The organism is Streptomyces sp. NPDC052101, from assembly GCF_040680235.1.
In the GTDB taxonomy this organism is placed as follows: domain Bacteria; phylum Actinomycetota; class Actinomycetes; order Streptomycetales; family Streptomycetaceae; genus Streptomyces.
This window is the reverse complement of record NZ_JBFAWH010000001.1, coordinates 837608-862252: the sequence shown is the minus strand read 5'-3', so window position 1 is coordinate 862252 and position 24645 is coordinate 837608. Positions and strand designations below refer to the sequence as shown.

The following is a 24645-nucleotide window of genomic DNA, read 5'->3' as shown; positions in this document are numbered from 1 at the left end:
CCTGGGGGACGGTGTCGTCCTGACGCCGTCCACCATGGGCGAGCGATCCTGAAGCCACGCTGAAGCTTCCTGAAGATCACTTCAGGAAGCGTCTGCGACGCTAAGGGCATGCGTCTGCTGATCGTGGAGGACGAGAAACGCCTCGCCACCGCCCTGGCCCGTGGCCTGGGCGCCGAGGGCTTCGCCGTGGACGTGGTCCACGACGGCGTCACCGGTCTGCACTCGGCGCAGGAGCAGGAGTACGACCTGATCGTCCTGGACATCATGCTGCCCGGCCTGAACGGCTACCGCGTGTGCGCACAGCTGCGGGCCGCCGGCGACGAAACGCCGATCCTGATGCTCACCGCCAAGGACGGCGAGTACGACGAGGCCGAGGGCCTCGACACCGGCGCGGACGACTATCTGACCAAGCCCTTCTCCTATGTGGTCCTGCTGGCCCGCATCCGGGCGCTGCTGCGCCGCCGCACCCGCGCCGGAGCGCAGGTCCTGCGGATCGGTGATCTGACCGTGGACCCGGCGGCCAAGCGCGTGGAGCGCGCGGGCACGGACATCACGCTGACCACGAAGGAGTTCGCGGTCCTGGAACACCTCGCCCTGCACGCCGGGCAGGTGGTCTCGAAGACGGACATTCTCGATCACGTGTGGGACTTCGCCTACGACGGCGATCCGAACATCGTCGAGGTCTACGTCAGTGCCCTGCGCCGCAAGATCGACGTGCCGTTCGGACGGCGGTCGATCACCACAGTGCGCGGGGCGGGGTACCGGCTGGAGTCCGACGGTGGCCGTGATGCCTAGGCCGTTCGCCTCCGTCCGGGCCCGCGCCGCGCTGGCCGCCACCGTGGTCGTGTCGATCGCGCTGGTCGCGGCGGGGATCCTCGTCATCGCCGTGCTGCGGAACAACCTCACCGACCGCGCGAGCCTTCAGGCCGAGGTCACGGCCCGTACCGTGGCAGGGGCCCAGGCCGCGCTCAATGGAAACTTCGGCTCGCTCGACCTGCCCGACGACGAGGACCACCTCGTCCAGGTCGTCGACGCGGCGGGCAAGGTGCTGGCCGCCGGTGACGACCTGCGCGGCCGCGGCGCGATCAGCGACTACGCGCCCGCACCCAAGGCAAGTGCCCCGAGCGACAAGGCCGACAACGACCACGACGACGACCACGACAACACCCCGGCCCGCGGCAAGGTCGGCACCGACGTGGACCGTAAGACCCTCACCGTGAAGGCCGGCGACGAGACGCACGAGTACCGCTTCGCGGCCGTCCACGGCACGACGTACGACGGCCATACGTACACGGTCTACGCAGGCGCCTCGCTGAAGGACGAACAGGCCACCCTGGACCAGGTCACCCGCGCGATGCTGATCGGCCTGCCCTTCCTGCTCGCCGTTGTGGCCGGGGTGACCTGGCTGGTCACCCGGCGGGCGCTGCGCCCCGTGGAGGGCATCCGCGCCGAGATGGCGGAGATCACCGGCAGCGGCGATCTGGCCCGCCGGGTGCCCGAGCCCGACTCGCGGGACGAGATCGCCCGGCTGGCACGGACCACCAACGAAACACTGGCCGCGCTGGAGAGGTCGGTCGAGCGCCAGCACCGGTTCGTCGCCGACGCCTCCCACGAACTGCGCAGCCCCATCGCCTCGTTGCGCACCCAGCTGGAGGTCACCGAACAGCATCCCGAGCTGCTGGACGTCCCCGACCTGCTCCACGACGTCGTACGCCTCCAGCACCTGGCCGCCGACCTGCTCCTGCTGGCCCGCCTCGACGCAGGGGAAAGCCCCGCCGGTACCCGGGTCGACCTGAACGCCATGATCCAGGAGGAGGTCGGGCAGCGTGCGGTCTCGGATCGCATCGCTGCGAACGTGCGCGTCCCCGCCACCCCGCTCGAAACCCTGGGCAGCCGCAGCCAGTTGGCCCGCGTCCTCGGCAACCTCCTGGACAACGCCCAACGCCACGCCACTTCCACCATCACCGTGGAACTGCGGGCCGACGGCGCCGACGCGGTGCTCACCGTCGCCGACGACGGCCACGGCGTCGCCCCAGAGGACCGTGAGCGCGTCTTCGAACGCTTCGTCCGCCTCGACGAGGCCCGCAGCCGCGATGACGGCGGGGCCGGCCTGGGCCTCGCCATCGCCCGCGACGTCGTACGACGGCATGGCGGAACGCTCACCCTCACGGAGGGGCCCGACGGCGGTGCCGCCTTCCGCGTCACTCTGCCGCAGGCGCGCCACTGACTGATCGATCCACGTCCTGGGTTCCTTTACGGCAACCCTGGATTCAGGAAGATCACGACGGCGATCACCCCTCCTGCCTGCGGATACACTTCCGCTCACCCCACGCGGTCCGATCCCGAACTCGCAGGGCCGCCTATCCCCAACTCCCCGAAGAAGAGCCGCAGATGACCCGGACCGATTTCCCGTCCCCGTTCCCTTTCTCCCGGCGCCGCCTGATGGCCGCTGTCGGGGCGGCGGTAGCGCTGGGAGCGATGCTGTCGCTGTTCGTCATGGTCGCCGACCTGCTGGCGGAGCGTCATGCCGGGCTGATCGACCGGACGGTGCTGGGTGAGGCCGTCGAGCACCGCAGCCCGGCGCTGACCTGGTTCATGCAGGGGGTGTCCACGGCGGCGGAGGTGCCGCTGCTGGCGCTTCTGGTCCTGGCGGCCTTGGGCCTGGCCTGGCGCGGGCGGACCTGGCGTCCGCTCGTCCTGGGCGCTGCCGCGACCGGACTGTCCGTGCTGCTGGCCACGCTGGTGAAGAACGTCGCGGCACGGACCCGGCCTCCGGTGGCCACCGCGGTCGTCCACGAGACCGGCTACTCCTTCCCGTCCCGGCACACCACCGTGGCCACCGCCCTCCTGTTCATCCTCGCGTATCTCCTGGCACGGCACATCCGCTCCCGCCTTGCCGCCGTGGCGCTGTGGGTCGGCGCAGCGGGCCTGGCCTGGCTCGTGGCGGCCAGCAGGGTCTATCTCGGTGTGCACTGGTCCACCGACGTCACCGCAGGCTTCGCCCTCGGCGCCGCCGCGACGCTCACCCTGGTCACCCTCGACCAGGGCCGCCACCTGCTCACTCGCGACCCGTCACGGCCCGCCGCCTGACTCGGGAACCCGCACACCACCACCGCCCGCGAGCCGCTGACCACGGCTGGCACCCCATCAACAACCGGGGCCACTGCCACTGGACCCTTTTGCTCGCGCCGCGTGCTCCGGTCCTCCGGTCCGCGGCGGGAGTGGCAGGGCTCTGTCGGCGGCTCAGCTCAGGCCGACGGCCTGGAGCGCGGTGGTCCAGTCGGTGGCGATGGCCCTCTGCGCCGGGGCGAGCCGGATCGTTCCTGCGCAGACCGCCTTGTACAGCTTGTACTCGACGGTGTCCTTGTCGGTGGCGGCGTACCCGCCCACGTCGTAACGGGGTTCGGGCCACAGGTTCTGCGCACTGGTCGGGTTGCCGCCCAGTGACAGCGGTATGAGGTGGTCTTCCTCGTAGTCGGCCGTGCTGGTGTCGCTGTAGCCGTACTCGGCGATCTGCTTCACCTTCAGGGCGTTGGTGTAGCTCGTGGAGGGGCGGATCGAGGAGCTGTAACCGGGCACGCAGATCGTGGAGTTGATCGTGGACTGGGTGACCGCGGAGTTGAGCGCGCCGGGCTGGCAGGCGGCGTCCTGTATCGGCAGGTAGGACTGCGAGCAGCTGGCCGCATGGGCGGTGCCGGTGGTGGTGATGATCAGACCACCCGTGGCAAGGGCCAACGACGATACAGCTACGGCGAGTTGACGCATGCGGGGCATGGGGTCTCCCGGTGTAGGACGCACCCCGACGAGGCATCGGAGTGTCGCCGACATGACAACACCGGATCATCTATGCGGGTAGATAGTTGAAGTGAACAATTCATTGCCGACTGGTTACTTCACCCGGGTCGGCGCACCACGCGTCCGATCGTCGCGTCCTGTGCCCAGACTTGTGCCCTTGCGACAGGGGTCCGAGTTCTTCTTGACGAGTGTGCGGGCGGTGTCCACCACCTCCCCCGACGTTGCCCGGCGCACCCTCCCCCCTCCCGCCCCGTAGAACCGTCTCGCCGGCGGGACAAGGCAAGTTCGGTGGGGGCTCGGCTTCGTCGGCATCGGGGATGTCTTGACCGGGTGGTTCGGGTCCGTGAACGTGGAGGGGATTCAGGGACGTCAGAGGCGCAGTGGAAGGTAGGGGGAAGCGACGTGGGACACACCGGCATGGACGCGGACGTGGTGATCGCGGGCGCCGGGCCGACGGGCTTGATGCTTGCCTGCGAGCTGCGGCTGGCGGGCCTCGACGTGATCGTGGTCGAGCGGCTCGCGGAGCCGACGGGCGAGTCGCGAGCCGGCGGGATGCACTCCCGCACCCTGGAGGTGCTGGACCAGCGCGGAGTCCTGGACCGCTTCCTGGCGCTCGGCGAACTGCAGTCGGTGGGGCACTTCTCCGGACTCTGGCTGGACTTCGACGAGTCCGACTCCAGGCACCCCCGCCCGCTGATGATCCTGCAGAACGTCGTCGAGCGACTGCTGGAGGAGTGGGGCACCGAGCTGGGCGTGCGGGTGCGCCGTTCGTCCGAGGTGAGCGGGATCCGCCAGGACGGGGACGGTGTGACGGTCGAGCTGCAGACGGGGGAGGCGGCACCTGCGACGCTGCGCGCCAGCTACCTCGTGGGCTGCGACGGCGGGCGCAGCACGGTGCGCAAGCTGGCGGGCATCGACTTCCCCGGAACCCCGGCGACGATGACCGCGCTGATCGGTGACGTCGAACTCCCCGATCTGCCCGAGGACTACATCTGGGTGCGGCGCGTTCCCGGCGGCGACTTCTCGGTGATCGCCTTCGAGCCGGGCTGGTACCGGGTCATCACATCCGAGTACGACCACGTCGTGAACCGCGACGAACCCGCGACGTTCGAGCAGCTCCGGGACTCGCTGATCAGGCTCGCCGGCACCGACTACGGCATGCACAGCCCGCGGTGGGTCTCCCAGTTCGGCGACGCCGCACGGCAGGCCGCCCGGTACCGGGACGGCAGGGTGCTGCTCGCGGGCGACGCCGCGCACATCCACTTCCCGGCCGGCGGGCAGGGGCTGAACATGGGGGTCCAGGACGCGGTCAACCTCGGCTGGAAGCTCGCCTCGGTGGTCCGCGGCCAGGCGCCGGAGAGCCTGCTGGACAGCTACCACGCCGAGCGCCACCCCGTGGCGGAGCGCGTTCTGCACAACACCCGGGCGCAGGCGGCCCTGAACCGCCCCGGCATCGACACGGACGCGCTGCGCGACGTGTTCGGCTCGCTCATGGTGTTCGACGACGTCAACCGGTATCTGGTCGGCATGCTCACGGCGCTGGACATCCGGTACGCGGTCGACGGCGATCACCCGCTGGCGGGCCGCCGGGTCCCCGACGCCGACCTCAAGACGCCCGACGGCGACACCTGCGTCTACGAGCTGCTGCACGCCGCCCGTCCCGTACTGCTCGACCTGCGCGGCAGTGCCGCGGTCGCGGCGGCCGCCGAGGGCTGGGCCGATCGCGTCGACCTCGTCGAGGCGCGGAGCGAGGACGACCGCTGGACGGTCCCGGCCGTCGGTGAGATCCCCGCTCCCGATGCGCTCCTCGTCCGCCCCGACGGCCATGTCGCCTGGGTGGCCGCCGCCGGCGGCGCGCCCGACGTCTCCGCGCTGCGGACCGCCCTCACCACCTGGTTCGGCCCGGCCCTGAAGGGGTGAGGCACCCGCCCTCCTGCCCCCGGCCGAAATAGACGGTCGGGGGCAGTTCTCATTGTGCAATCAGGCCGTCGCGCAATCAGGCCGTCGTGCAATCCGGGCGACGGCTTTATGCGGCTATATTCTCTCGGTGTAGAAATCAGGTTTCCATTGCATTGGGTCATGCAGGTAATGGTATTCTGAATAGGTCTTCGGGCAGTAATTCGGCGTACTGGGCCGACTGTCCCGTCACCAGGACAGGGCTGGTCAGAGTGGGTGCCCTTCTGGGAATTTCGCATTCGATGCCATGAAATGCGATGCGCCACGGAATCACGTCACTGTCCACAGTCGAGCGCGAGGAAAGGGGATCCGAGTGCGCCAGAACAGCAACGGCGGCGGAACCAATCAGAAGCGGCAGGCCCGTTCGCGGCACTACCTCATGTGCGAGCCGACATTCTTTGACGTCACCTATTCCATCAATCCGTGGATGGACCCGTCGCTCCCCACGTCCACGGAGCGTGGACTCTCCCAGTGGAAGACGCTGCACGACCTGCTGGTCGACCTGGGGCACACCGTTGAGCTGATCGAGCCCGTCGCCGGGCTGCTGGACATGGTGTACTCCGCCAACGGCGCGACGGTCGTGGACGGCCGTGCGCTGGTCGCCCGCTTCCGGCACGAGGAGCGCGCGGACGAGTCGGCGGCGTATCTGGACTGGTTCCGGGTGCAAGGCTGGGAAGCGCAGCAGGCCGAGTGCGTCAACGAGGGCGAGGGAGACTTCCTGTGCGCGGGTGACGTCATCCTGGCGGGCACCGGATTCCGCAGCGAGCCGAAGTCGCACGACGAGGTACGGGAGTTCTTCGGCAAGCCCGTGCTGGGCCTGACGCTGGTCGACGACAGGTACTACCACCTCGACACGGCGCTCGCCGTGCTCGACGGCGACGAGATCATGTACCACCCCGAGGCGTTCTCGCCCGAGAGCAGGGCGCTGCTCGCGGAGCGGTTCCCGGACGCCGTCCTGGTGGACGCGCCCGACGCGGCGGTCTTCGGTCTCAACGCCGTGTCCGACGGCCTGCATGTGATCATCCCGCAGCAGGCCGAGCGGCTGCCGGACCAGCTCAGGGAGCGCGGCTTCGAGCCCATCGGCGTCGACATGACCGAACTGCTCAAGGGCGGCGGCAGTTCGAAGTGCTGCACCCTGGAACTCCGCCCGCGTCCCTGAGAAGAGGCCGCACCGACAGCCTGCGCAGGCTCTCGGGCCCGCTGACGGAACGCAGCCGTCAGCGCGACTCGGGAAGCCTCCGCAGGCTGTCGGCGTTGCCGTTGGCGTGCTCCGACACACCGGCACCACCGGGCCGGCGCCGGACGTGGAAGGCCCCGGTGTCCGTGCCGGACACTGGGGCCGCTTCCTGTCGCCCCCTCGGGACGGTCAGAGAGGGTTCACGCGGTACATCGGGAAGTACGAGCCGATCCTGCCGTTCGCGTAGTCGTCGGCCAGCTCCGGCACCCGGTCGAAGTCGTAGATCACGTCCGAATCCTTCGGCGCCATCCAGCCCTCGGCCTCCTGGAAGTCCCGGATGCCCTCGGAGTCCTGCAGCCGCCACACATGCGTGTTCACATGGATGTGCCGGCTGATGCACTCGGCGCCCCGCAGATGCGACAGGCGCATCCCCGCCTTCCAGCCGCACGTGGTGACGACTCCCTCGCGGGCCAGGGTCGTCAGGGTGATGTCGTACAGGGGCTCGCCGATGTTGTCCACGAAGATCCCGACTCCGTGGCCGTCGGTGAGGTCGTTGACGAGGTCCTGGAAGGCCGCGACCGATGTGCGGCGCCGCTGGTGGCGGTCCCGGTCCGTCCGCTGCCGCCGGGTGGGCAGCGAGAGGTCGGGGAACAGGCGGCGGTCCACCGGGGTGATGCCGTTCTCCCGCAGGAACTCGACCCGCTCGTCCGAGCCCGCCGTCATCGCCACCCGGAACCCGTACCGCTTGGCCAGCATCAGCTCGGCGAAGGCCACACCGCCGCCCCACCCGAAGACCAGGTGGTTGGCCGGATCGTCGTCGGGGACCTGCGTCCGCCAGCACCCGTACGCCTTGCGCCAGTTGTCCCAGGCGGTGAAGTACCGCCCGTACGTGGCCCACTGGGGCAGCGAGTACGCCGTGCCGTCCGGGATGGGCAGGAGCAGCCGTGCGTCCATCTTCGACCGCTTGGCGAGCAGGCCGATGGTGTGGGGGGCGTCGTAGGCGTAGGCGAGTTCGGCATAGCCGAAGCGGTCGAGCACGCCGAACGGCAGGAGCAGGCACAGGTCGCCCTCGCGGACCTGGACGTCCCGGCTGCTCGCGTTCACCTTGAGCACGCGCACCACGCCCAGGTTGCCTAGGACCACCGCGTCCTCGCCGCGGCTGCTGCACACGTCGATCGGTGAACGGGCCATCGCATGGTCGATGTTGGCCTCCCAGGAGCCGAGGATCGGCTCCACCAGCGCCTCACCCTCATCCAGCGGGCCGAAGGTGAACTGTTCATGTCGCAGCACGCTGCCGAGGCCGCCGTCGTGACGGCCGGCCAGCGCACCGGAGCGCAGGACCCAGGCTTCTGGCGAGTAGATGACAACCTCCTGTGATCGAGTACGTTCCCGGGTTCCCCGCCCGTCAGGCGGTCGTGACGGCCGGCACCCGGTAGTCCACCGAGATGCCGCCCCACGCCTCACCGGCGCCGTAGGCCACGGCCCCGAGCCGGCCCGCGGCGGGCAGGGAACCGGCGTCCAGTTCCTCGGCGAACGCCAGCGGGATCGAGGCGGACGACGTGTTCCCGGAGTTCTCGATCCGGTTCACGAAGGGCACGCCGAGATGGGTGGTGAAGCTGCGGACCTGTTCCAGGATGCGGCCGTTCGCCTGGTGGCCGACCAGGACGGTCGGTGCCGGGCCGTTGTCGAAGAGGTACTGCGCGGACTCCGACATCCGGCGCACGGCGCGGTCGTAGACCTGCGTCCCGTCGAGATGGATGCCGCCCTCGTCGGTCTCCCGCATGAGCGCCTCCTGGGTGCCGTCGCAGCCGGCGACCTGGCGGAAGTCCTCGAACTCAGCGCGGTCCTGGAGCAGGACGGCCGCGGAGCCGTCGCCGAAGATGCACGCCGTCTGCCGGTCCGTGCGGTCCACCAGCCGGGACATGGCCTCCACCGAGCACACCAGGACCGACCGGGCCTGTCCGGCCTCGCAGAGTGAGAGGCCGGTGATCAGCCCGTAGACGAAGCCGCTGCAGGCCGCGTTCATGTCGAAGGCCAGCACCGAGGGGCCGAGCCCGATGAGCTGTGCCACCTTCTGCGCGATGCCCGGCACGCGCTGCCGTACCGACGTGCTGACGACGACCAGGGCGCCGATCGAGGAGGGGTCGTCCATCCTGGTCACGATCGGCGCGCAGGCCTCCGCCGCCACCTCCGCCAGCGGGGTCTCGTCCGGCAGCCAGCAGCGGGAGGCGATGCCGCTGCGGCGCCGGATCCACTCGTCCGTGAGACCGATCGACGCGAAGTGGTCGTTGTCGATCACCCGGCCCGGCTTCGCGGTGGCGATGTCGACGATGCCAGCGCTCATCGCTGGGTCGCCAGCTTCACGAAATAGGTGCTGAAGTCGTCCAGGAAGGCGAAGCCGGCGGTCTCCCTCAGGTCGCCCTTGACCTGGAGTTCGCGCTCCAGCTGCTGGTGCAGCTCGACCAGGTCGAGGGAGTCGAGGTCGAGGTCGCCGACCGGCCGGGCGAGGTCGTCGGGGCCCAACGACGGGTCACGCTCGCGCAGCTTGGCCAGCATGGTGTCCGCGATACGGCTTTCGATGTCGCTCATGTTCCTTCTCCGTTCAAGTGGCGGGGTCTGTGGGTCTCGGCGGGGGGGCTAATCAGCCGCCAACTGGTACAGCACCTCGCCGGACCTGAGGATCGTGCCGGTCGTCGCGGAGTGGGCCGTGACCTGTCCGCCGCGCTCCGCCACGATCTCCGTGCTGGCCTTGTCGGTCTCGACGACCGCGATGACGTCCCCCCGCTCGACCCGGTCACCGACTTCGGCGACCCACTCGATGAGCAGGGCCTCGCCGAGGCTCTGCCCGAAGCTGGGAACGTGCATGTCCACCGGGGATTCGCTCACTTCGTCATCTCCAGCACCTCGTCCTTGATCTCCTGCACACCGATCAGGTAGTCCTTCTCGAAGTCCGCCGGGGGATAGACACGGCGCTCGGGCGCCAGCCGGCGGACCGGTCCCCGCAGCGAGTCGAAGCCGCGCTCGGCCACGGACGCGGCGATCTCGGCACCGATGCCGACGTCCTTGGACCCCTCGTGCACGACCAGCAGCCGCCCGGTGCGGGCGACGGACTCCAGGACCGTGTCCATGTCGAGCGGGGCCACCCAGCGCAGGTCCACCACCTCGACGTCCACCTCGGGGCTGAGCGCCTGCGCCGCTTCCAGCACCTCGTTGGTGATCGCGCCGAACGTGGCGACGGTCAGGTCCGTGCCACGCCGTACGACCCGGGCCGCGCTCGGCGACCTCGCTGGCTCGGGGTCCCGGGCGGGCGTGCTCCGCCGCCAGTACAGGCGGATCGGCTCGTACATCACCACGGGTGAACCGAGGGTCACCGCGTACCGCAGGATCTGGTCGGCGTCCTCGCCCGTGGAGGGGCATGCCACCGAGATCCCCGGGAAGTGCGCGAAGAGCGCCTCGTTGGACTCGCTGTGGTGCTCGACGCCCCGGCCCCCGCCGCCGGTCGGGATCCGCACCACCAGGCTCGGGCTGACCTGCCCGTTCCACCGCTCGCCGATCCGGGCCGCCTGGGTCACCAGCTGGTTCACCGCGGGATAGGTGAACCCGTCGAACTGGATCTCGCAGATCGGCACCAGACCGCTCATCGCCATGCCGACGGCCTGGCCGATGATGGTGGACTCGGCCAGCAGCGAGTCGCGCACCCGGTCCGCGCCGAAGCGCTCTCGCAGCCCCCGGGTCACCCGGAACACGCCGCCCATGCGTCCGACGTCCTCGCCGAGCACCAGCAGTCTCGGATCCTGTTCGAGCAGGTCGGCGAGGGTCGCGTTGATCGACTCCGCCAGACGGGCGGACTGCACGGTGCTCATCACGCGTACTCCTTCATCAACCGCTCGCGCAGCTCCCGCACTTCCGCGTCGACGGCGTCGAACCACGCGGTGTCCACCAGGCCCAGGTCGCGCAGCCGGGCCGCATAGGCGGTCACCGGGTCCGCGGCCTTGCTCCGCGCGATGTCGTCGCGGCTGCGGTACACCTCCTGGGCGTCGGAGGTCGAATGGCCTTGGATGCGGTCCACTTGGATCTCGACGAGATACGGCGCCCGCTCGCCGCGGATATGGGCGGCGGCCCGGGAACAGGCCGAGAAAACGGTTTCCGGGTCCTGCCCCGGGATCCGCACCGACTCGATGCCGAAACCCCGGGCGCGCTCGGCCAGCGAGGTGCGCATCTGCTCCCCGGCCGGTTTCGAGATGGCCCAGCCGTTGTTCTGGCAGACGAACATGACGGACGCCGACTCGACGGCGGCGAGGTTCATCGCCTCCGACATGTCGCCCTCGCTGGTGGCGCCGTCGCCGATGTACACGACGACGAAGTCCTCCCGCCCCTGCAGCCGCTGCCCGATCGAGTAGCCGACGCCGTGCAGCGTCTGCGCGGCCAGGACCAGCGTGTAGGGGAAGAACCGCACCCGGCGCGGGTCCCATCCGCAGAAAGTGCGGCCGGCCCACTGCTCGAGCAGCTCGTCCGGTGCCACACCGCGCAGGAGGGCGACCGCGTGCTCGCGGTAACTGGGAAAGATCGTCGGGGCCGGGCCCACGGCGAGCGCGGAGCCCACCTGCGCGGCCTCGTGACCCATGCAGGACGGCCAGAGGTCGAGTGCGCCCTGCTTCTGCAGCTGATGGGCCTCCTCGTCGACGCCTCGCGTCACCAGCATGTGGCGCAGCAGCGATCGCCGTGTGTCGTCGTCTGGATCTGTTCCGTACTCGGATTCTGACTTCAGGACCATTGATCACCAGTCGCAGGTTCGTCGATGAGCTTTCTGTGGTCGAAGGCGAGCCGCACACCGGCGGCCCTGTCAGGCACGTCCGCCCGGGCCGGTTCGTCCGCCCGGGCCGGTTCGTCAGGCGAAGCACCCGCGAGCACGGCTTCGGCCCATGCGTCCATCAGGAATTCCTTTGCCCTCGTTGTGGCGTAGGCGGGGTCGCGCTGCGCGACGGTGTTCGGCTGGGGTGGGGCTTTTCCGTCGGTTCTCCACTCGGGAGACCGGGCCTTGGCGGGCCGGCCGCGCAGGACCGTAATCGACCGCGCGCTCCCGATCGCCTCGGCGGGAGGAGAATGGCTGAACCCGAATTCGAGCAGGCCCGTCCACGGGCCACTGCCCGGCCATCGTGGCACAGGACCACAGTGGGGTACAGGTGCGGCCCGACGACCGGCAACCGGTCGACCGGCGGTCTAGCCGCCCTTGTGGCGTCGGTGCTCGGGCTCTTAGCGTGGCGTCAGCGACCAGGCCGGCTGCGGATGCCGGGTGTCCTGTCGACAGGACGACGCCGAACGGCGAACCCCCGTCCGGCACCGGTGATTTGCAATTCCGAGTCGCTCCATGACGGTCCGGGGTCGCCCGGACCCCGGCGAATTGCAATCCTGAGTTGTCCCGTGATGGATAGGGGCCACTCGGTCCTGGTGTTTTCCAATCCCGAGTTACGGCGTGACGATTAAGGACGGTGCGCGTGAGCACGAACCCCTTCGACGACGAAGACGGCCGTTTCTACGTCGTGATCAACGACGAGGAGCAGCACTCCCTGTGGCCGGCGTTCGCCGAGGTGCCCGAGGGCTGGCGAGTGGTCTTCGGCGAGGCGGCCAGGGCCGAGTGCCTGGAGTACGTCGAGCAGAACTGGACCGACATGCGTCCGAAGAGCCTGCAGGAGGCCATGGCGGCGGACTGACCGCCGTTCGGATCCACCGGGGGAGTGGAACACGATGTCCGTATCTCGCATGTGCCCAGAGCCCGCCGCACAGCGGGTCGTCCAGTCCGTGCGGCGAAACCCGCCGGACCCGCGGCTGCCCGGGCGGCCGGTCGGTCTACGCGCAGGCAAACACTCTGGTGGGGAGATGACGGTTGTGGGTGGCGTCCTGTGAGCACGGTGAGCAGCTACAAGGCGCGGCCGGTGCGCACCAGCGGTGAGCCCGTGCAGCGCGACGGGGTTCTGTCCTTTGTGGAGAAGGAAGCAAAGGTGCAGAAGTCGGGGATGACCTTCCCGCAGAACCTGTCGGAGCGGGCCTGGGAGCGGATCGGGACCGGCCTGCGCGAACTCACCAATTCCTCGGCCTGGTGGCTCGCCGACTGGCTGATCTTCGGGGAGGCCGCCTACGGGTTGCGGCGGTACCGGGAGGCGATCGAGAGGACGGGGCTCGACTACCAGACCCTGCGCAACTACGCGTGGGTGGCCCGGCGGTTCGAGCACCACCGCAGGCGGGACAGCCTCAGCTTCGCCCACCACGCCGAGGTGACCCGGCTGTCGCCGGCCGAGCAGGACTACTGGCTGCGCAAGGCCGAGCAGCAGAAGTGGTCGCGCAACGAACTCCGCAAGGCGGTCCGTGCCAGCCTGGCCGAGCAGTCCGGGCAGTCCGACACTCCCCCGAGTGGCGGCAACGAGAAGCAAGAGGTGCCCCGGCCGGTCGAGTTGGCGGGCGCCGACCAGCGCCGGCGGAAGGTCACCACGCTCACCATCGAGCTGGACGCCGGCCAGCTGGACTACTACTCGAAGGTGGCTGCCGCGCACGGTCTGCCCGTCGACAAGTGGGTGACCCAGGTGCTCGACGCAGCCGAGCGGCGCACCGCCTAGCGGCGTACCGCCGAGCGGCGTACCGCGGAGTGGCACATCGCCCACGGGCGTACCGCCCACAGGGGACATGTGGCCCACAGGGACACCGTCCACAGGCACACGGCCCGGAGGCGCCGGACAAGCCCCGTTTTCGTGGTGTGCCGGCGGCCCGGCCCACCGGACACCCGTCACATCGGAGTCAGTTGATGATCCTTCAGGGAAAGCGGGTCGCCCTGCCCTCGGCGCCCGTCGTCCACAGGCAGTTCGAGGCCCATGCGCAGGCCGCCCCCGACGCCGTAGCCGTCGTCTGCGCCGGACAGCAGGTGACGTACGCGGAACTGGACGCGAGGGCCAACCGGTTCGCGCACTTCCTCATCGCGCGCGGACACGGCCGGGGTGCGAAGGTCGGTGTCTGCCTCGACTACTCGATCGACATGGTCGTCGCAATCCTCGGCACGCTCAAGGCCGGTGCGGCCTATGTGCCGTTCGACCCGGCCTACCCGGCGGCGCGGCTCCAGCTGCTGCTGGGGCAGATCCCCGATCTCGCCCTGATCGTGACCTCCCCGGCCACGGCCGCACTGGTCGAGTCGGCGTCCGCCGAGGCCATCGACCTGGAGCAGCTCTCCGATCACCTGGCGGGCCTGTCGGCGACCGGCCCCGACGTCCAGGTCACCGGGGACGACGTGTGCTACGCGGTCTTCACGTCCGGGTCCACCGGTACACCGAAGCTGACCGCGGTGCGGCACGAGGGCTGGTTCAACCTGATGAACTGGCTGATGCTCGAGTACGGCCTGCATTCCGGGTCGAACAACCTGGTCGTCAGCGCGTTCGGGTTCGACCTCTCCCAGCGCGCCCTGATGACGCCGCTGTTCTGCGGTGCCACCCAGCACCTGCTGGCGAGCCGGAACTTCGACGCCGCGATGGCCTACCGCATACTGACCAAGCACGGGATCCGCACGGTGCACTGCGCCTCCAGCACGCTGTACCTGCTGGTGGACTGGGAGACCGCGCGGGGCGGCGAAGCGCTCACCCGGCTCGACTACGTGCTGTTCGGCGGCGAGCCGCTGCACGTCGAACGGGTCGCGGACTGGGCCCGGCGCGAGGGAAACACCTGCGTTCTGCTGCACCAGTACGGCGTCGCCGAGTGCACGGACGTCGCCTCGTCGTACGACCTCGCCGACTACCGTCCCGGTGAGCACGACATCGCTCCGGTCGGCAAGCCGGTCTACAACACCGAGATCCACATCCTCGACGAGGGGATGCGCGGTGTCGCGCCGGGGGAGTCCGGGGAGATCTGCATCTCCGGGGCCAGCGTCGGCGCGGGCTACCTCAACGGCACCGGTCCCGAGTCCGAGCGGTTCACGACGGTCGAGGTCGACGGCGTACCGCGCCGGCTGTACCGCACGGGTGACCGCGGCCATGTGAACGAGGCCGGTGACCTCGTCGTCGCCGGCCGGATGGACGCGCAGGTGAAGGTGCGGGGCATGCGTATCGACCCCACCGACATCGAGCGCGCGCTCGGCAGGCTGGCCGGGGTCCGGCAGGCCGCCGTGGTGGTCGGCCACACCGACTCCGGCGACACCGAGCTGATCGCGTTCATCGTCCCGGCCGGGGACGACCTCGCCGAGAACGACGTGCGCACCCGCCTCCTCGAAACACTGCCGCGGAACATGGTTCCGGCGCGGTTCGTCAACATCCCGCGGATTCCGCTGAGTCCGCACGGGAAAGTGGACCGCGCGGCGCTGGCCGAGGAGTTCCGGAAGCAGTACGCCGAGAGCGCGACGACGGCATAGTCGACGGACCTTGATGACCAACGAAAGGACTGTGATGATTGCCGAAAGGGTGCGCACCATCTGGTGCCGGGAACTCCAGCGCAATGACATATCGGTCGACGACAACTTCTTCGCCCTGGGCGGCCAGTCCGTAATCATGGCCAAAATCCAAGGGGCCTTCATCGAGGAACTGGACGTCGAAGTCCCGGTGGACCAGATGTTCCTCAACCCGACCGTGGCGTCGATATCCGCGTACATCGAATCCCTCGGTGTGACCACCTCATAGCGCACGAAGGCACTTCCGGCTGCGGCCGCATTGGGATCCAGAAAACTACCGGTTAGAGAGGCGCCATGTACGACGTCATTGTCATAGGTGCCCGTTGTGCGGGTTCGCCAGCGGCCATGTTGTTCGCGCGGCAGGGATATCGCGTCCTGCTCCTGGAGAAAGCGCGGTTCCCGCAGGACACGCTGTCCTCGCATTACATCCACCAGCCGGGCGTGGCGCTGCTCGGCCGCTGGGGGCTGCTCGACAAGCTCGCGGCGACCGGCTGCACGCCGATCAACCAGGAGAGCTACGAGGGCCCCGACGTCCAGCTGAAGGGCTTCTCCGTGCCGGTCGACGGCTACCGGACGACCTATGCGCCGAGGCGGTTCGTGCTCGACCCGATCCTCGCCGACGGCGCCGTGGCGGCCGGCGTGGATTTCCGGGAGTCCTGCGCGGTCACCGACCTGGTGTTCGAGGGCGACCGGGTCGTCGGGGTGCAGTACACGACGCCCGAGGGCACCGCGGCGACGGAGCGGGCGCGGCTGGTCGTCGGCGCGGACGGCATGCGCTCCCTGGTGGCCCGCAAGGCCGGTGCGCAGAACGTCATCGAGCACCCGCGGATGACCTGCGTCTACTACAGCTACTGGGCCGGGGTCCCCGCGGGCTTCGAGCTGTACGAGCGGCCGGGGCGCTGGGTCGCGACCCTGCCCACCAACAACGACCTCACGCTGATCATGACGTACTTCCCGCAGGACGAGTACAACGAGGTCCGCAAGGCGGTGGAACCCGCCTATCTCGAAGCCGTCCGCACGACGGCCCCCGAGCTGTACGAGCGGATGTCCGCGGGCGAGCGCGTGGAGCAGATGTACGGCACGGGGCACCAGGAGAACTACTTCCGCAAGGCCTACGGGCCGGGGTGGGTGCTGGTCGGTGACGCGGTGCACCACAAGGACTCCATCACCGCACGCGGTATCACCGACGCCTTCATCCAGGCGCAGTCGCTCATCGACCACATCGGGGAGGGACTGCACGACGACGCCGCGCTCAACGCGGCGCTGAGGCGCTACGAGAACGACCTGAGCAACAACTTCCTCAACCTCTACCAGGGCGTGCTCAACGTGGCCGAGCTGAAGCCCGAGGGGCGGACGGAGATGCTGCGGAAGCTGGTCGGTCACCAGGAGCTGATCGACCGGTACTTCTCGACGGTGTCGGGCGCGTGCTCCCTCGACGACTTCTACAACGCCGACCTCTTGACGGTACTCGATCAGGACTGAGTGGCGGATTGCTCACTGGTAGCTCTGCCGATTTGGAGACACAATGATCCCGTTGTCGTTCGCGCAGCGCCGGCTGTGGTTCGTGGACCGGTTCGAAGGCCCGTCGCCGACCTACAACGGCGCTTTCGCCCTGCGGCTGACCGGTGAGCTGAGCGTGAGTGCGCTGCAGGCGGCGCTCCGCGATGTCATCGACAGGCACGAGGCCCTGCGCACGGTGATCGTCGAGGACGACGACGGGGTCCCGCACCAGCAGGTGCTGCCCTCCGATCAGAAGCCGTTCGACCTGCCGGTCGTCGAGGTCACGGAGGAGGAGCGGGCCGCGGCGGTCGACGCGGTGGCCACCGAGTGCTTCGACCTGGCCGCCGACATCCCGATCCGCGCCAGGCTGGTGCGCTGCGGACCGCAGGACAACACCCTGGTCCTGGTGGCACATCACATCGCCGTGGACGGCGAGTCCTTCGGGCCGCTGTTCCGCGATCTCACCACGGCCTTCGCGGCCCGCAGTGAGGGCATGGCCCCGGCGTGGGAGCCGCTCCCGGTGCAGTACGCGGACTACACGCTGTGGCAGCGGGACCTGCTCGGTGAGGAGTCCGATCCGAAGAGCATGGCTGCCAAGCAGCTGGAGTACTGGCGGCAGGCGCTGGCCGACATGGCACAGCCGCTGGCCATACCGACCGATCACCCGCGCCCGAAGGTGATGAGCCAGCGCGGCGATCTGGTCCGGTTCTCGATCGACCCCGACCTGCTCCGGTCCGTGGAGAAGCTGGCCGCGCAGGCGGACACCACCGTCTCCATGGTCATGCACTCCACGCTGGCGGTCCTTCTGCACCACCTCGGCTGCGGTGACGACGTGCCCATCGGCGCACCGATCGCGGGGCGCACCGACGAGGAACTGCGGGACCTCATCGGGTTCTTCGTCAACACCTGGGTGCTGCGTATCGACCTCTCCGGGAACCCGACCTTCCGCCAGCTGCTCCAGCGGGTGCGGGACACGTCCCTCGCCGCGTACGACAACCAGGACATGCCGTTCGAGCGGCTGGTGGAGCTGCTGAACCCGGACCGGTCCACCGCCTACCACCCGTTCTTCCAGGTGATGCTCTCCTGGCAGCCCCCCGTGCCGGATCTGGAACTCCCCGGCCTCGGTGTCGAGGCCGTGAAGCTGGAGACCCAGACGGCCAAGTTCGACCTGTTCTTCGACATGCTCCCGAACAACTCGGGCGGGGCCGAGTGCCGTCTGGAGTACGTCGCCGACCTGTTCGACCGGGACACGGCCGAGGCCATCGCGGACCGGTTCGTCCGCGTCCTGGGCCGGCTCGTGGCCGACTCGGGGCACCGGATCGGCGGCATCGACGTGCTCGACGCGGCCGAGCGGGACCTGTTGCTCAACCGGTTCAACGACACCGCCACAGCGGTGCCCGAGCTGACGGTCCCGGCCCTGTTCGAGAGGCAGGTGGCCAGGACGCCGGACGCCGAGGCGATCGTGTGCGGCGACCGGACGCTGACCTACCGGGAACTCGACGACCGGGCGAACAGCGTCGCGTGGGAGCTGGTCCGGCGCGGTGCCGGGCCGGAAGACCTGGTGGTGCTGGCGCTGCCGCGCACGGAGGACCTGGTGGTCGGCCTGCTCGGCATCCTCAAGTCGGGTGCCGGGTACCTGCCGATGGACCCGCAGTACCTCGGCGGGCGCGCGGAGAGCGTGCTGTCCGAGGCACGCCCGCGTTTCGTCGTCACCGACACCGCGACCTCGCAGGACCTGCCGCAGAACGACATGGCGAGCATCAACCTCGACCACCGCGCGGAGTGGGACCCGGCCACGGGGACGCTGGACGACGCGGGCCGGATCGCGCCGCTGGGACCGGACAACCTGGCGTACGTGATGTACACCTCCGGCTCCACCGGCAAGCCGAAGGGCGCGGCGATCACCCACCGCAACGTCGTCAACGGCGTGCAGGAGCTGGTGCGCGTCCTCGACGCACCGCCCGGATGGCGGATGCTGGCCGGCACCTCGGTGAACTTCGACGTCTCCGTCTTCGAGCTGCTGACCACCCTGTCCACCGGCGGCACGGCCGAGGTGGTGCCGAACGCGCTGGCGCTCGGCGAGCGGGACAGCTGGGACGGCCATGTGATCAGCGCGGTCCCCTCGGTGCTCGGCGAACTGGTGGGTCACCTGGAGAAGGCGACCGACGTGCGCACGGTCGTGTTCGCGGGCGATGTGCTCCCGGCCCGACTGGTGCAGCAGGTGCGTGAGGCCCTGCCCGGGGTGCAGGTCGTGAACTCCTACGGGCAGAGCGAGAGCTTCTACGCCACCACGTTCTCCCTCGCGGCGTCCGAGGAGTGGGCGGAGAACGACGTCGCGCCGATCGGCACCCCGCTGGGCAACATGCGTGCCTACGTGCTGGGCCCGGGACTCGCCCCGGTGCCGCAGGGCGTGATCGGTGAGCTGTACGTCGTCGGGACCTGCCTCGGCCGCGGCTACCACGGCCGCCCGGGCCTGACCGCCGAGCGCTATGTGGCGAACCCGTTCGGCCCCGCGGGCGAGCGGATGTACCGCACGGGCGACCTGGCCCGCTGGAACGCGCGTGGCCGGCTGGAGTGCGTCGGCAGGGCCGACGGCCAGGTGAAGGTGCGCGGCTTCCGCATCGAGACCGCCGAGGTCGAGGCGGCATGCCTGCAGCACCCCGGCATCAGCCAGGCGGTGGTCATCAGCCGGGAGGTGCCCTCGGGCGGGCGGCGGCTCGTCGCGTACGTGGTGCACACCGGCGAGGGAGCCGTCGGTGACGACGGCGCCGGTGGCATCGGCGATGTGGATGTGCTGGCCGGAGCCTCGTCCGCCGAGCTGCGCAAGTTCGTCGCGGCCCGGCTGCCCGACTACATGGTGCCGTCGGCCTTCGTGGCCCTCGGCCGGATGCCGCTCGGGCCCACCGGCAAGCTGGACCGTTCGGCGCTGCCCGAACCGGAGTTCCTGGGCGAGGCCTACCGGGAGCCGCGTACCGAGGCCGAGAAGGTCATCACCGCGGCGTACGCGGACGTGCTCGGTGTGGACCGGGTCGGTGTCGACGACGACTTCTTCGCGGTGGGCGGGGACAGCCTGCGCTCGATCCAGGTGGTCGCGCGGGCCCGGGCCCGCGGCCTGGACCTCACCACGCGGGAGATCTTCGAGTGCCGCACGGCGGCCCGGCTGGCCGAGGTGGCCGCCGCCCGCAAGGACCGGGTGCCCGTGCTCGCGGAGGATGAGAGCGGCGGCGTGGGCCCGATGCCGCTGCAGCCGGTGGCGCGGCATGTGTTCGAGCACGGCGGCGGGACGAACCGTTTCGCCATGGCGATGGCGCTGGAACTCCCCGCCGGCATCGACGCGGACGGGCTGGCCGCGACGCTGGACGCCGTGCTCGACCGGCACGACCTGCTGCGCGCGCAGCTGGTGCGCGGCGACGAGCTGTCCCTCGTCGTGCGTCCGGCGGGCACCGTGCGGGCCGCGGACCTGATCCGCCGGGTCGCCTGCGACGACCGGTGGGACGAGCCGTCCTCGCTGCGGACGGCGAAGGCGGAGCTGGACGACGCGGTCGGGCGGCTCGACCCGGAGGCCGGGACCATGGCGGACTTCGTCTGGTTCGCCGCGGACTCGGGTGCGGGCCGGCTGCTGGTGGTGCTGCACCACCTGGTGGTGGACGGTGTCTCCTGGCGCATCCTCATGTCGGACTTCGCCGAGGCGTGGCAGCAGGTCCGCTTGGGCAAGGAGCCCGAGCTGCCCGCGGTCGGCACGTCGGCCCGCCGCTGGGCGTCGGCGCTCGAGACGGAGGCGCTGACCCCGGAGCGGGAGGCGGAACTGGCGTACTGGCGGGACCTGCTCGCCGCGCCGAACCCGCCGCTGGGCGCGCGGGCGTTCGACCCGGCGGTGGATGTGTGGTCCACGGTCGACACCGTGCAGGTGGAGCTGCCCGCGGAGGTCACCGAGGCGGTGCTGACCAGGCTGCCCGCGGCGGTCAAGGGCACCGGCACCGATGTGCTGCTCGCCGCGCTCGCCCTGGCGGTGAACCGGTGGGCCGGTGCGGACCGCTCGACCCTGGTCCGCCTGGAGGGACACGGCCGTGAGGAGGACGTCGTCCCCGGGGCCGACCTCTCCCGGACCGTCGGATGGTTCACCAGCATGTACCCGGCCCGGGTCGACGTGGGCGGGGTGGACCTGGCCGAGGTGCTGGCCGGCGGCCCCGCCGCCGGTAAGGCGGTCAAGCTGGTCAAGGAGCAGCTGCGCGGGGTCCCGGACAAGGGCGTGGGCTACGGACTGCTGCGCCACCTGAACCCGGAGACCGCCTCGCAGCTCGCCGAGTACCCGGTGCCGCAGATCGGCTTCAACTACCTCGGCCGGATCTCCGACAGCGACGTGCCCGAGCACCTGCGTGCCGACGGGTGGGGACCGGCGTCCTGGTCCACCGAGCTGATCCCGGCGCCCGACCCGGACCTGCCGGCGCTGTCCGCGCTGGAGGTCAACTCGGTCGCCACGGACACCGCCGACGGCACCCGGCTGCAGGCGGCCTTCATGTTCCCCACCGGGGTGCTGTCCCGCGAGCGGACCTCCGAACTGGCCGAGCTGTGGGTCGAGGTGCTGCACGGCATGGCCGCGCACGCCGCACAGCCGGAGGCCGGCGGGCTGACGCCCTCGGACGCCCCGCTGGTCTCGGTGCGGCAGGACGAGATCGAGGCCTGGGAGCAGCGCTACGGCCGCCTGGTCGAGGTGTGGCCGCAGGCCCCGGGGCAGTCCGGGATCCAGTTCCAGGCCGCGCTCGCCGACGGCTCCTTCGACGTCTACCACATGCAGTTCGTACTGCATCTGTCCGGGCAGGTGGACCCGGCGCGCATGCGGTCGGCCGGGCAGGCACTGCTCGACCGGTACCCGAACCTGCGCTCCGCGTTCCTCGCCGGAGCCGGCGGCGATCCGGTGCAGGTCGTGGCGGAGCATGTCGCCCTGCCCTGGCGGCACATCGACCTGACCGGTCGGACCGAGGCCGAGCAGGACGCGGCGCTCGACACCTTCCTCGCCGAGGACCGGGCCGCCCAGCTCGACCCCACCCGGCCGCCGCTGATCCGCCTGGCTCTGCTCAGCTGCGGGCCGCAGCAGGCGAAGCTCATCATCACGGCGCATCACACCCTGTTCGACGGCTGGTCGTCGCCGCTGGTGATCACGGACCTGATCCGGCTGTACTCCGGGACCTACGAGCTTCCCCCGGTGCGCAGTTACGGCGACTACCTGGCCTGGCTGTCCACGCGAGACCGGGAGGAGTCGGCCGCCCGGTGGGCCGCCGAGCTGGCCGGATTCGACCAGCCGACCCTCGTGGCGCCGAACGCCCCGGTCCAGGAGGCGGCGTCCGCCCTCGGGCGGGTCGAGGTACCGCTCTCGATCGACAAGGGACGTGAACTCGCCCGGCGCGCCGCGGAACTCGGGGTCACGCTGAACACGCTCCTGCAGGGCGCGTGGGGGATCCTGGTCTCGAAGCTGACCGGACAGCAGGACGTGGTGTTCGGCGCCGCCGTCAACGGTCGCCCGGCCGATCTCCTCGGTTCGGACGAAATGGTCGGCCTGTTCATCAACACCCTGCCGACCAGGGTGTTCTGCCGGCCGGACCAGAGCTTCGGCGAGGTCATCACCGAGCTGCAGGACCGGCAGACCGCTCTGCTCGACCACCACTACTACGGCCTTGCCGACATCCAGCGCGGCGTCGGGCTGCCCGCCCTGTTCGACACGATCGTCGTGTTCGAGAACTACCCGGTCGACCGTGAGGGCATGGTCGACGCGAACCTCTCGGCGGGCTTCACGATCGACGCCATCCGGCCGTTCGCCGGCTCGCACTACCCGCTCACCCTCAACGCCTCCGACCCCTACCTGAGGCTCTCCCTCGACTACCAGAACAACCTCTACGACCGCGACGCGGCCGAGGAGATCGCCGCCCGCCTCGTCCGGGTGCTGGAGCAGCTGCTCGACGACCCGACGGTGCCGGTGCGTGCCGTCGAGGTGCTCGCGGAGGACGAGCGGGACTGGCTGGTGCGGCGGGTCAACGACACGGCGCATCCGGTGGCCGCGGACACTCTGCCCGGCGCGTTCGAGGCTCAGGTGGAGCGCGACCCCGATCGCGTGGCACTGATCGGCGAGCAGGAGACGCTGACCTACCGGGAGTTCGACCGGCGCGCCAATCAGCTGGCGCACTGGCTGGTCGAACAGGGTGCGGGCCCCGAACAGCTGGTCGCGGTGCGGATCCCCCGTTCCGTGGACCTGATGGTGGCGATCTACGCGGTGGGCAAGGCGGGTGCGGCGTATCTGCCGGTGGACACCGACCTGCCCGAGGACCGGGTGCGGCACGTGCTGGACAGTGCCAAGCCGCTGCTGGTGCTCGACGAGGAGCTTCCGGACGTGTCCGGGTACCCGGTGGTGCGGCCGGAGCGCGCGCTGTCGCCGGACAACGCCGCGTACGTCATCTACACCTCCGGGTCCACCGGTGGCCCCAAGGGCGTGCAGGTGGCGCACCGGTCGATCATGAACCGGCTGAAGTGGGGTCTGGCGCACTTCGACGTCGGCGTCGAGGACCGCGTGCTGCTCAGCACGTCGGCGAGCTTCGACGTGTCGGTGCCGGAGCTGTTCGCCCCCCTCCAGGTCGGTGCGGCTGTGGTGATCGCGCGTCCGGACGGGCGCCGCGACCCGGCGTATCTGGCCGAGCTGATCCGGCGGGAGCGGGTGACCGGCGCGGACTTCGTGCCCTCCCTGCTGGAGGCGTTCCTCGCCGAGCCCTCGGCCAAGGAGTGCACCAGCCTGCGCTGGATCGAGGTCGCGGGCGAGGCGTTCCCGCCGGCGCTGGCCAACAGGGCCACCGACGTGCTGCCCGACTGCGGTGTGCACAACCTGTACGGTCCCACCGAGGCGTCGGTGGAGGTCACGGCGTGGCAGCACGTGCCGGGCGCGGACCGGGTGCCGATCGGCGCACCGGTCTGGAACACCCAGGTGTACGTGCTGGACACGGACCTGCGTCCGGTCGCGCCCGGGGTCGCCGGCGAGCTGTATCTGGCCGGCGCCGGCCTGGCGAGGGGTTACCTCGGGCAGACCGCGCTGACCGCGAACCGGTTCGTCGCCTGCCCCTACGGCGCGCCGGGGACCCGGATGTACCGCACCGGCGATGTCGTGCGCTGGAACCAGGACGGCCAGGTCGAGTACATCGGGCGGTCCGACTACCAGGTCAAGGTCCGCGGGTTCCGTATCGAGCTGGCCGAGGTGGAGTCGGCGCTGACCGCGCACCCGGACGTCGACAGCGCGGTGGCCGTGGTGCGCGAGGACCGCGCCGATGACCAGCGGCTCGTCGCGTACGTGGTGCCGGGCAACGGCGGGACGGACGCGGGCGGGCTGGACATCGCGGCCCTGACGGACCTGGTCCGGGAGCATCTGCCGGAGTACATGGTCCCCTCGGCGATCGTGCCGCTCGCCGCGTTCCCCACGACACCGAGCGGGAAGCTCGACCGCAACGCGCTGCCCGCACCGGACCACGCGGAAGCCGCGACCGGCCGAGGGCCGCGCAACCCCACCGAGGAAGTCCTCTGCCGGCTGTTCGCCGAGCTGCTCGGTGTGGAGGAAGTCGGCATCGACGTCGACTTCTTCGACCATGGCGGGCATTCGCTGCTGGCCACCCGGCTGACCGGCCGCGTCCGCAGCGAGCTCAACGTCGACGTGAAGGTCACGACGGTGTTCCGCAACCCGACCGTCGCCCAGCTGGCGGCTCAGCTCCAGAAGCTGGCCACGTCGAAGCGCCCCCAGCTGCGACCGATGAACGTGCAGGAGTAG

The 24645-nt window shown here is 70.2% G+C and carries 19 protein-coding genes; 11 read left to right on the top strand and 8 right to left on the bottom strand.

Features of this window, described 5'->3' with window-relative positions:
- The first annotated feature begins 108 nt into the window (after positions 1-108).
- The 3 genes from AB0L75_RS03610 to AB0L75_RS03600 all read left to right on the top strand — a co-directional run bounded on the left by AB0L75_RS03610 (position 109) and on the right by AB0L75_RS03600 (position 3090).
- Entirely contained in the window at positions 109-795 is a 687-nt protein-coding gene (locus AB0L75_RS03610; protein ID WP_365174765.1) for a response regulator transcription factor, read from the top strand.
- Complete coding sequence (locus tag AB0L75_RS03605; RefSeq protein ID WP_365174763.1) at positions 788-2227, top strand: HAMP domain-containing sensor histidine kinase; 1440 nt, start codon at positions 788-790, stop codon at positions 2225-2227. The genes AB0L75_RS03610 and AB0L75_RS03605 overlap by 8 nt, the downstream gene beginning before the upstream one ends.
- Before the next feature lie 164 nt (positions 2228-2391).
- Positions 2392-3090 (top strand): phosphatase PAP2 family protein, encoded by a 699-nt coding sequence (locus AB0L75_RS03600; protein ID WP_365174759.1) that lies wholly within the window; start codon positions 2392-2394, stop codon positions 3088-3090.
- A gap of 153 nt (positions 3091-3243) precedes the next feature.
- On the opposite strand, the gene AB0L75_RS03595 is transcribed toward AB0L75_RS03600, so the two are convergent.
- Positions 3244-3774: a hypothetical protein gene (locus AB0L75_RS03595; protein WP_365174756.1), complete on the bottom strand. Its 531-nt coding sequence runs from the start codon at positions 3772-3774 to the stop codon at positions 3244-3246.
- Between the two features lie 423 nt (positions 3775-4197).
- Here AB0L75_RS03595 and AB0L75_RS03590 point away from each other — a divergent pair, with 423 nt between their 5' ends.
- A complete protein-coding gene (locus AB0L75_RS03590) occupies positions 4198-5715 on the top strand; it encodes an FAD-dependent monooxygenase (RefSeq protein WP_365174754.1) in 1518 nt (505 codons plus the stop codon).
- A gap of 349 nt (positions 5716-6064) precedes the next feature.
- Entirely contained in the window at positions 6065-6910 is an 846-nt protein-coding gene (gene ddaH, locus AB0L75_RS03585; protein ID WP_365174752.1) for a dimethylargininase, read from the top strand.
- Between the two features lie 207 nt (positions 6911-7117).
- On the opposite strand, the gene AB0L75_RS03580 is transcribed toward ddaH, so the two are convergent.
- The 7 genes from AB0L75_RS03580 to AB0L75_RS03550 all read right to left on the bottom strand — a co-directional run bounded on the left by AB0L75_RS03580 (position 7118) and on the right by AB0L75_RS03550 (position 11860).
- Positions 7118-8218 (bottom strand): zinc-binding alcohol dehydrogenase family protein, encoded by a 1101-nt coding sequence (locus AB0L75_RS03580; RefSeq protein ID WP_365174750.1) that lies wholly within the window; start codon positions 8216-8218, stop codon positions 7118-7120.
- Between the two features lie 115 nt (positions 8219-8333).
- Positions 8334-9272, bottom strand: a complete 939-nt coding sequence (locus AB0L75_RS03575) for a ketoacyl-ACP synthase III (protein WP_365174748.1) — start codon at positions 9270-9272, stop codon at positions 8334-8336.
- Positions 9269-9517, bottom strand: a complete 249-nt coding sequence (locus AB0L75_RS03570; protein WP_365174745.1) for a phosphopantetheine-binding protein — start codon at positions 9515-9517, stop codon at positions 9269-9271. The genes AB0L75_RS03575 and AB0L75_RS03570 overlap by 4 nt, the downstream gene beginning before the upstream one ends.
- Positions 9518-9565: 48 nt before the next feature.
- On the bottom strand, positions 9566-9814 hold the full coding sequence (locus AB0L75_RS03565) for a lipoyl domain-containing protein (RefSeq protein WP_365174742.1): 249 nt from the start codon (positions 9812-9814) through the stop codon (positions 9566-9568).
- Positions 9811-10791, bottom strand: coding sequence for a transketolase C-terminal domain-containing protein (locus tag AB0L75_RS03560; RefSeq protein WP_365174740.1), 981 nt, complete (start codon positions 10789-10791; stop codon positions 9811-9813). The genes AB0L75_RS03565 and AB0L75_RS03560 overlap by 4 nt, the downstream gene beginning before the upstream one ends.
- Complete coding sequence (locus AB0L75_RS03555; RefSeq protein WP_365174738.1) at positions 10791-11630, bottom strand: thiamine pyrophosphate-dependent enzyme; 840 nt, start codon at positions 11628-11630, stop codon at positions 10791-10793. The genes AB0L75_RS03560 and AB0L75_RS03555 overlap by 1 nt, the downstream gene beginning before the upstream one ends.
- Positions 11631-11692: 62 nt before the next feature.
- A complete protein-coding gene (locus tag AB0L75_RS03550; RefSeq protein WP_365174736.1) occupies positions 11693-11860 on the bottom strand; it encodes a hypothetical protein in 168 nt (55 codons plus the stop codon).
- 563 nt (positions 11861-12423) lie between these two features.
- Between AB0L75_RS03550 and AB0L75_RS03545 the strand changes: the two genes are divergently transcribed.
- The 6 genes from AB0L75_RS03545 to AB0L75_RS03520 all read left to right on the top strand — a co-directional run bounded on the left by AB0L75_RS03545 (position 12424) and on the right by AB0L75_RS03520 (position 24645).
- The gene (locus AB0L75_RS03545) at positions 12424-12639 is read left to right on the top strand and encodes an MbtH family protein (RefSeq protein ID WP_365174734.1); all 216 of its coding nucleotides are present in this window, start codon (positions 12424-12426) and stop codon (positions 12637-12639) included.
- Between the two features lie 198 nt (positions 12640-12837).
- Positions 12838-13539, top strand: a complete 702-nt coding sequence (locus AB0L75_RS03540) for an LmbU family transcriptional regulator (protein WP_365174731.1) — start codon at positions 12838-12840, stop codon at positions 13537-13539.
- A 185-nt stretch (positions 13540-13724) separates the two neighbouring features.
- Positions 13725-15311, top strand: coding sequence for an amino acid adenylation domain-containing protein (locus tag AB0L75_RS03535; protein ID WP_365174728.1), 1587 nt, complete (start codon positions 13725-13727; stop codon positions 15309-15311).
- A 34-nt stretch (positions 15312-15345) separates the two neighbouring features.
- A complete protein-coding gene (locus AB0L75_RS03530) occupies positions 15346-15576 on the top strand; it encodes a phosphopantetheine-binding protein (protein WP_365174726.1) in 231 nt (76 codons plus the stop codon).
- 65 nt (positions 15577-15641) lie between these two features.
- Positions 15642-16829 (top strand): NAD(P)/FAD-dependent oxidoreductase, encoded by a 1188-nt coding sequence (locus AB0L75_RS03525; protein ID WP_365174723.1) that lies wholly within the window; start codon positions 15642-15644, stop codon positions 16827-16829.
- Positions 16830-16872: 43 nt separating this feature from the next.
- Positions 16873-24645: an amino acid adenylation domain-containing protein gene (locus tag AB0L75_RS03520; protein WP_365174721.1), complete on the top strand. Its 7773-nt coding sequence runs from the start codon at positions 16873-16875 to the stop codon at positions 24643-24645.

What these genes read in the sequence shown, in the direction of transcription:
- AB0L75_RS03610 (WP_365174765.1), top strand. Translation starts at nt 109, where the DNA reads ATGCGTCTGCTGATCGTGGAGGACGAGAAACGCCTCGCCACCGCCCTG.
- AB0L75_RS03605 (WP_365174763.1), top strand. Translation starts at nt 788, where the DNA reads ATGCCTAGGCCGTTCGCCTCCGTCCGGGCCCGCGCCGCGCTGGCCGCC.
- AB0L75_RS03600 (WP_365174759.1), top strand. Translation starts at nt 2,392, where the DNA reads ATGACCCGGACCGATTTCCCGTCCCCGTTCCCTTTCTCCCGGCGCCGC.
- AB0L75_RS03595 (WP_365174756.1), bottom strand. Translation starts at nt 3,774, where the DNA reads ATGCCCCGCATGCGTCAACTCGCCGTAGCTGTATCGTCGTTGGCCCTT.
- AB0L75_RS03575 (WP_365174748.1), bottom strand. Translation starts at nt 9,272, where the DNA reads ATGAGCGCTGGCATCGTCGACATCGCCACCGCGAAGCCGGGCCGGGTG.
- AB0L75_RS03570 (WP_365174745.1), bottom strand. Translation starts at nt 9,517, where the DNA reads ATGAGCGACATCGAAAGCCGTATCGCGGACACCATGCTGGCCAAGCTG.
- AB0L75_RS03560 (WP_365174740.1), bottom strand. Translation starts at nt 10,791, where the DNA reads ATGAGCACCGTGCAGTCCGCCCGTCTGGCGGAGTCGATCAACGCGACC.
- AB0L75_RS03555 (WP_365174738.1), bottom strand. Translation starts at nt 11,630, where the DNA reads ATGCTGGTGACGCGAGGCGTCGACGAGGAGGCCCATCAGCTGCAGAAG.
- AB0L75_RS03550 (WP_365174736.1), bottom strand. Translation starts at nt 11,860, where the DNA reads ATGGACGCATGGGCCGAAGCCGTGCTCGCGGGTGCTTCGCCTGACGAA.
- AB0L75_RS03535 (WP_365174728.1), top strand. Translation starts at nt 13,725, where the DNA reads ATGATCCTTCAGGGAAAGCGGGTCGCCCTGCCCTCGGCGCCCGTCGTC.
- AB0L75_RS03530 (WP_365174726.1), top strand. Translation starts at nt 15,346, where the DNA reads ATGATTGCCGAAAGGGTGCGCACCATCTGGTGCCGGGAACTCCAGCGC.
- AB0L75_RS03525 (WP_365174723.1), top strand. Translation starts at nt 15,642, where the DNA reads ATGTACGACGTCATTGTCATAGGTGCCCGTTGTGCGGGTTCGCCAGCG.
- AB0L75_RS03520 (WP_365174721.1), top strand. Translation starts at nt 16,873, where the DNA reads ATGATCCCGTTGTCGTTCGCGCAGCGCCGGCTGTGGTTCGTGGACCGG.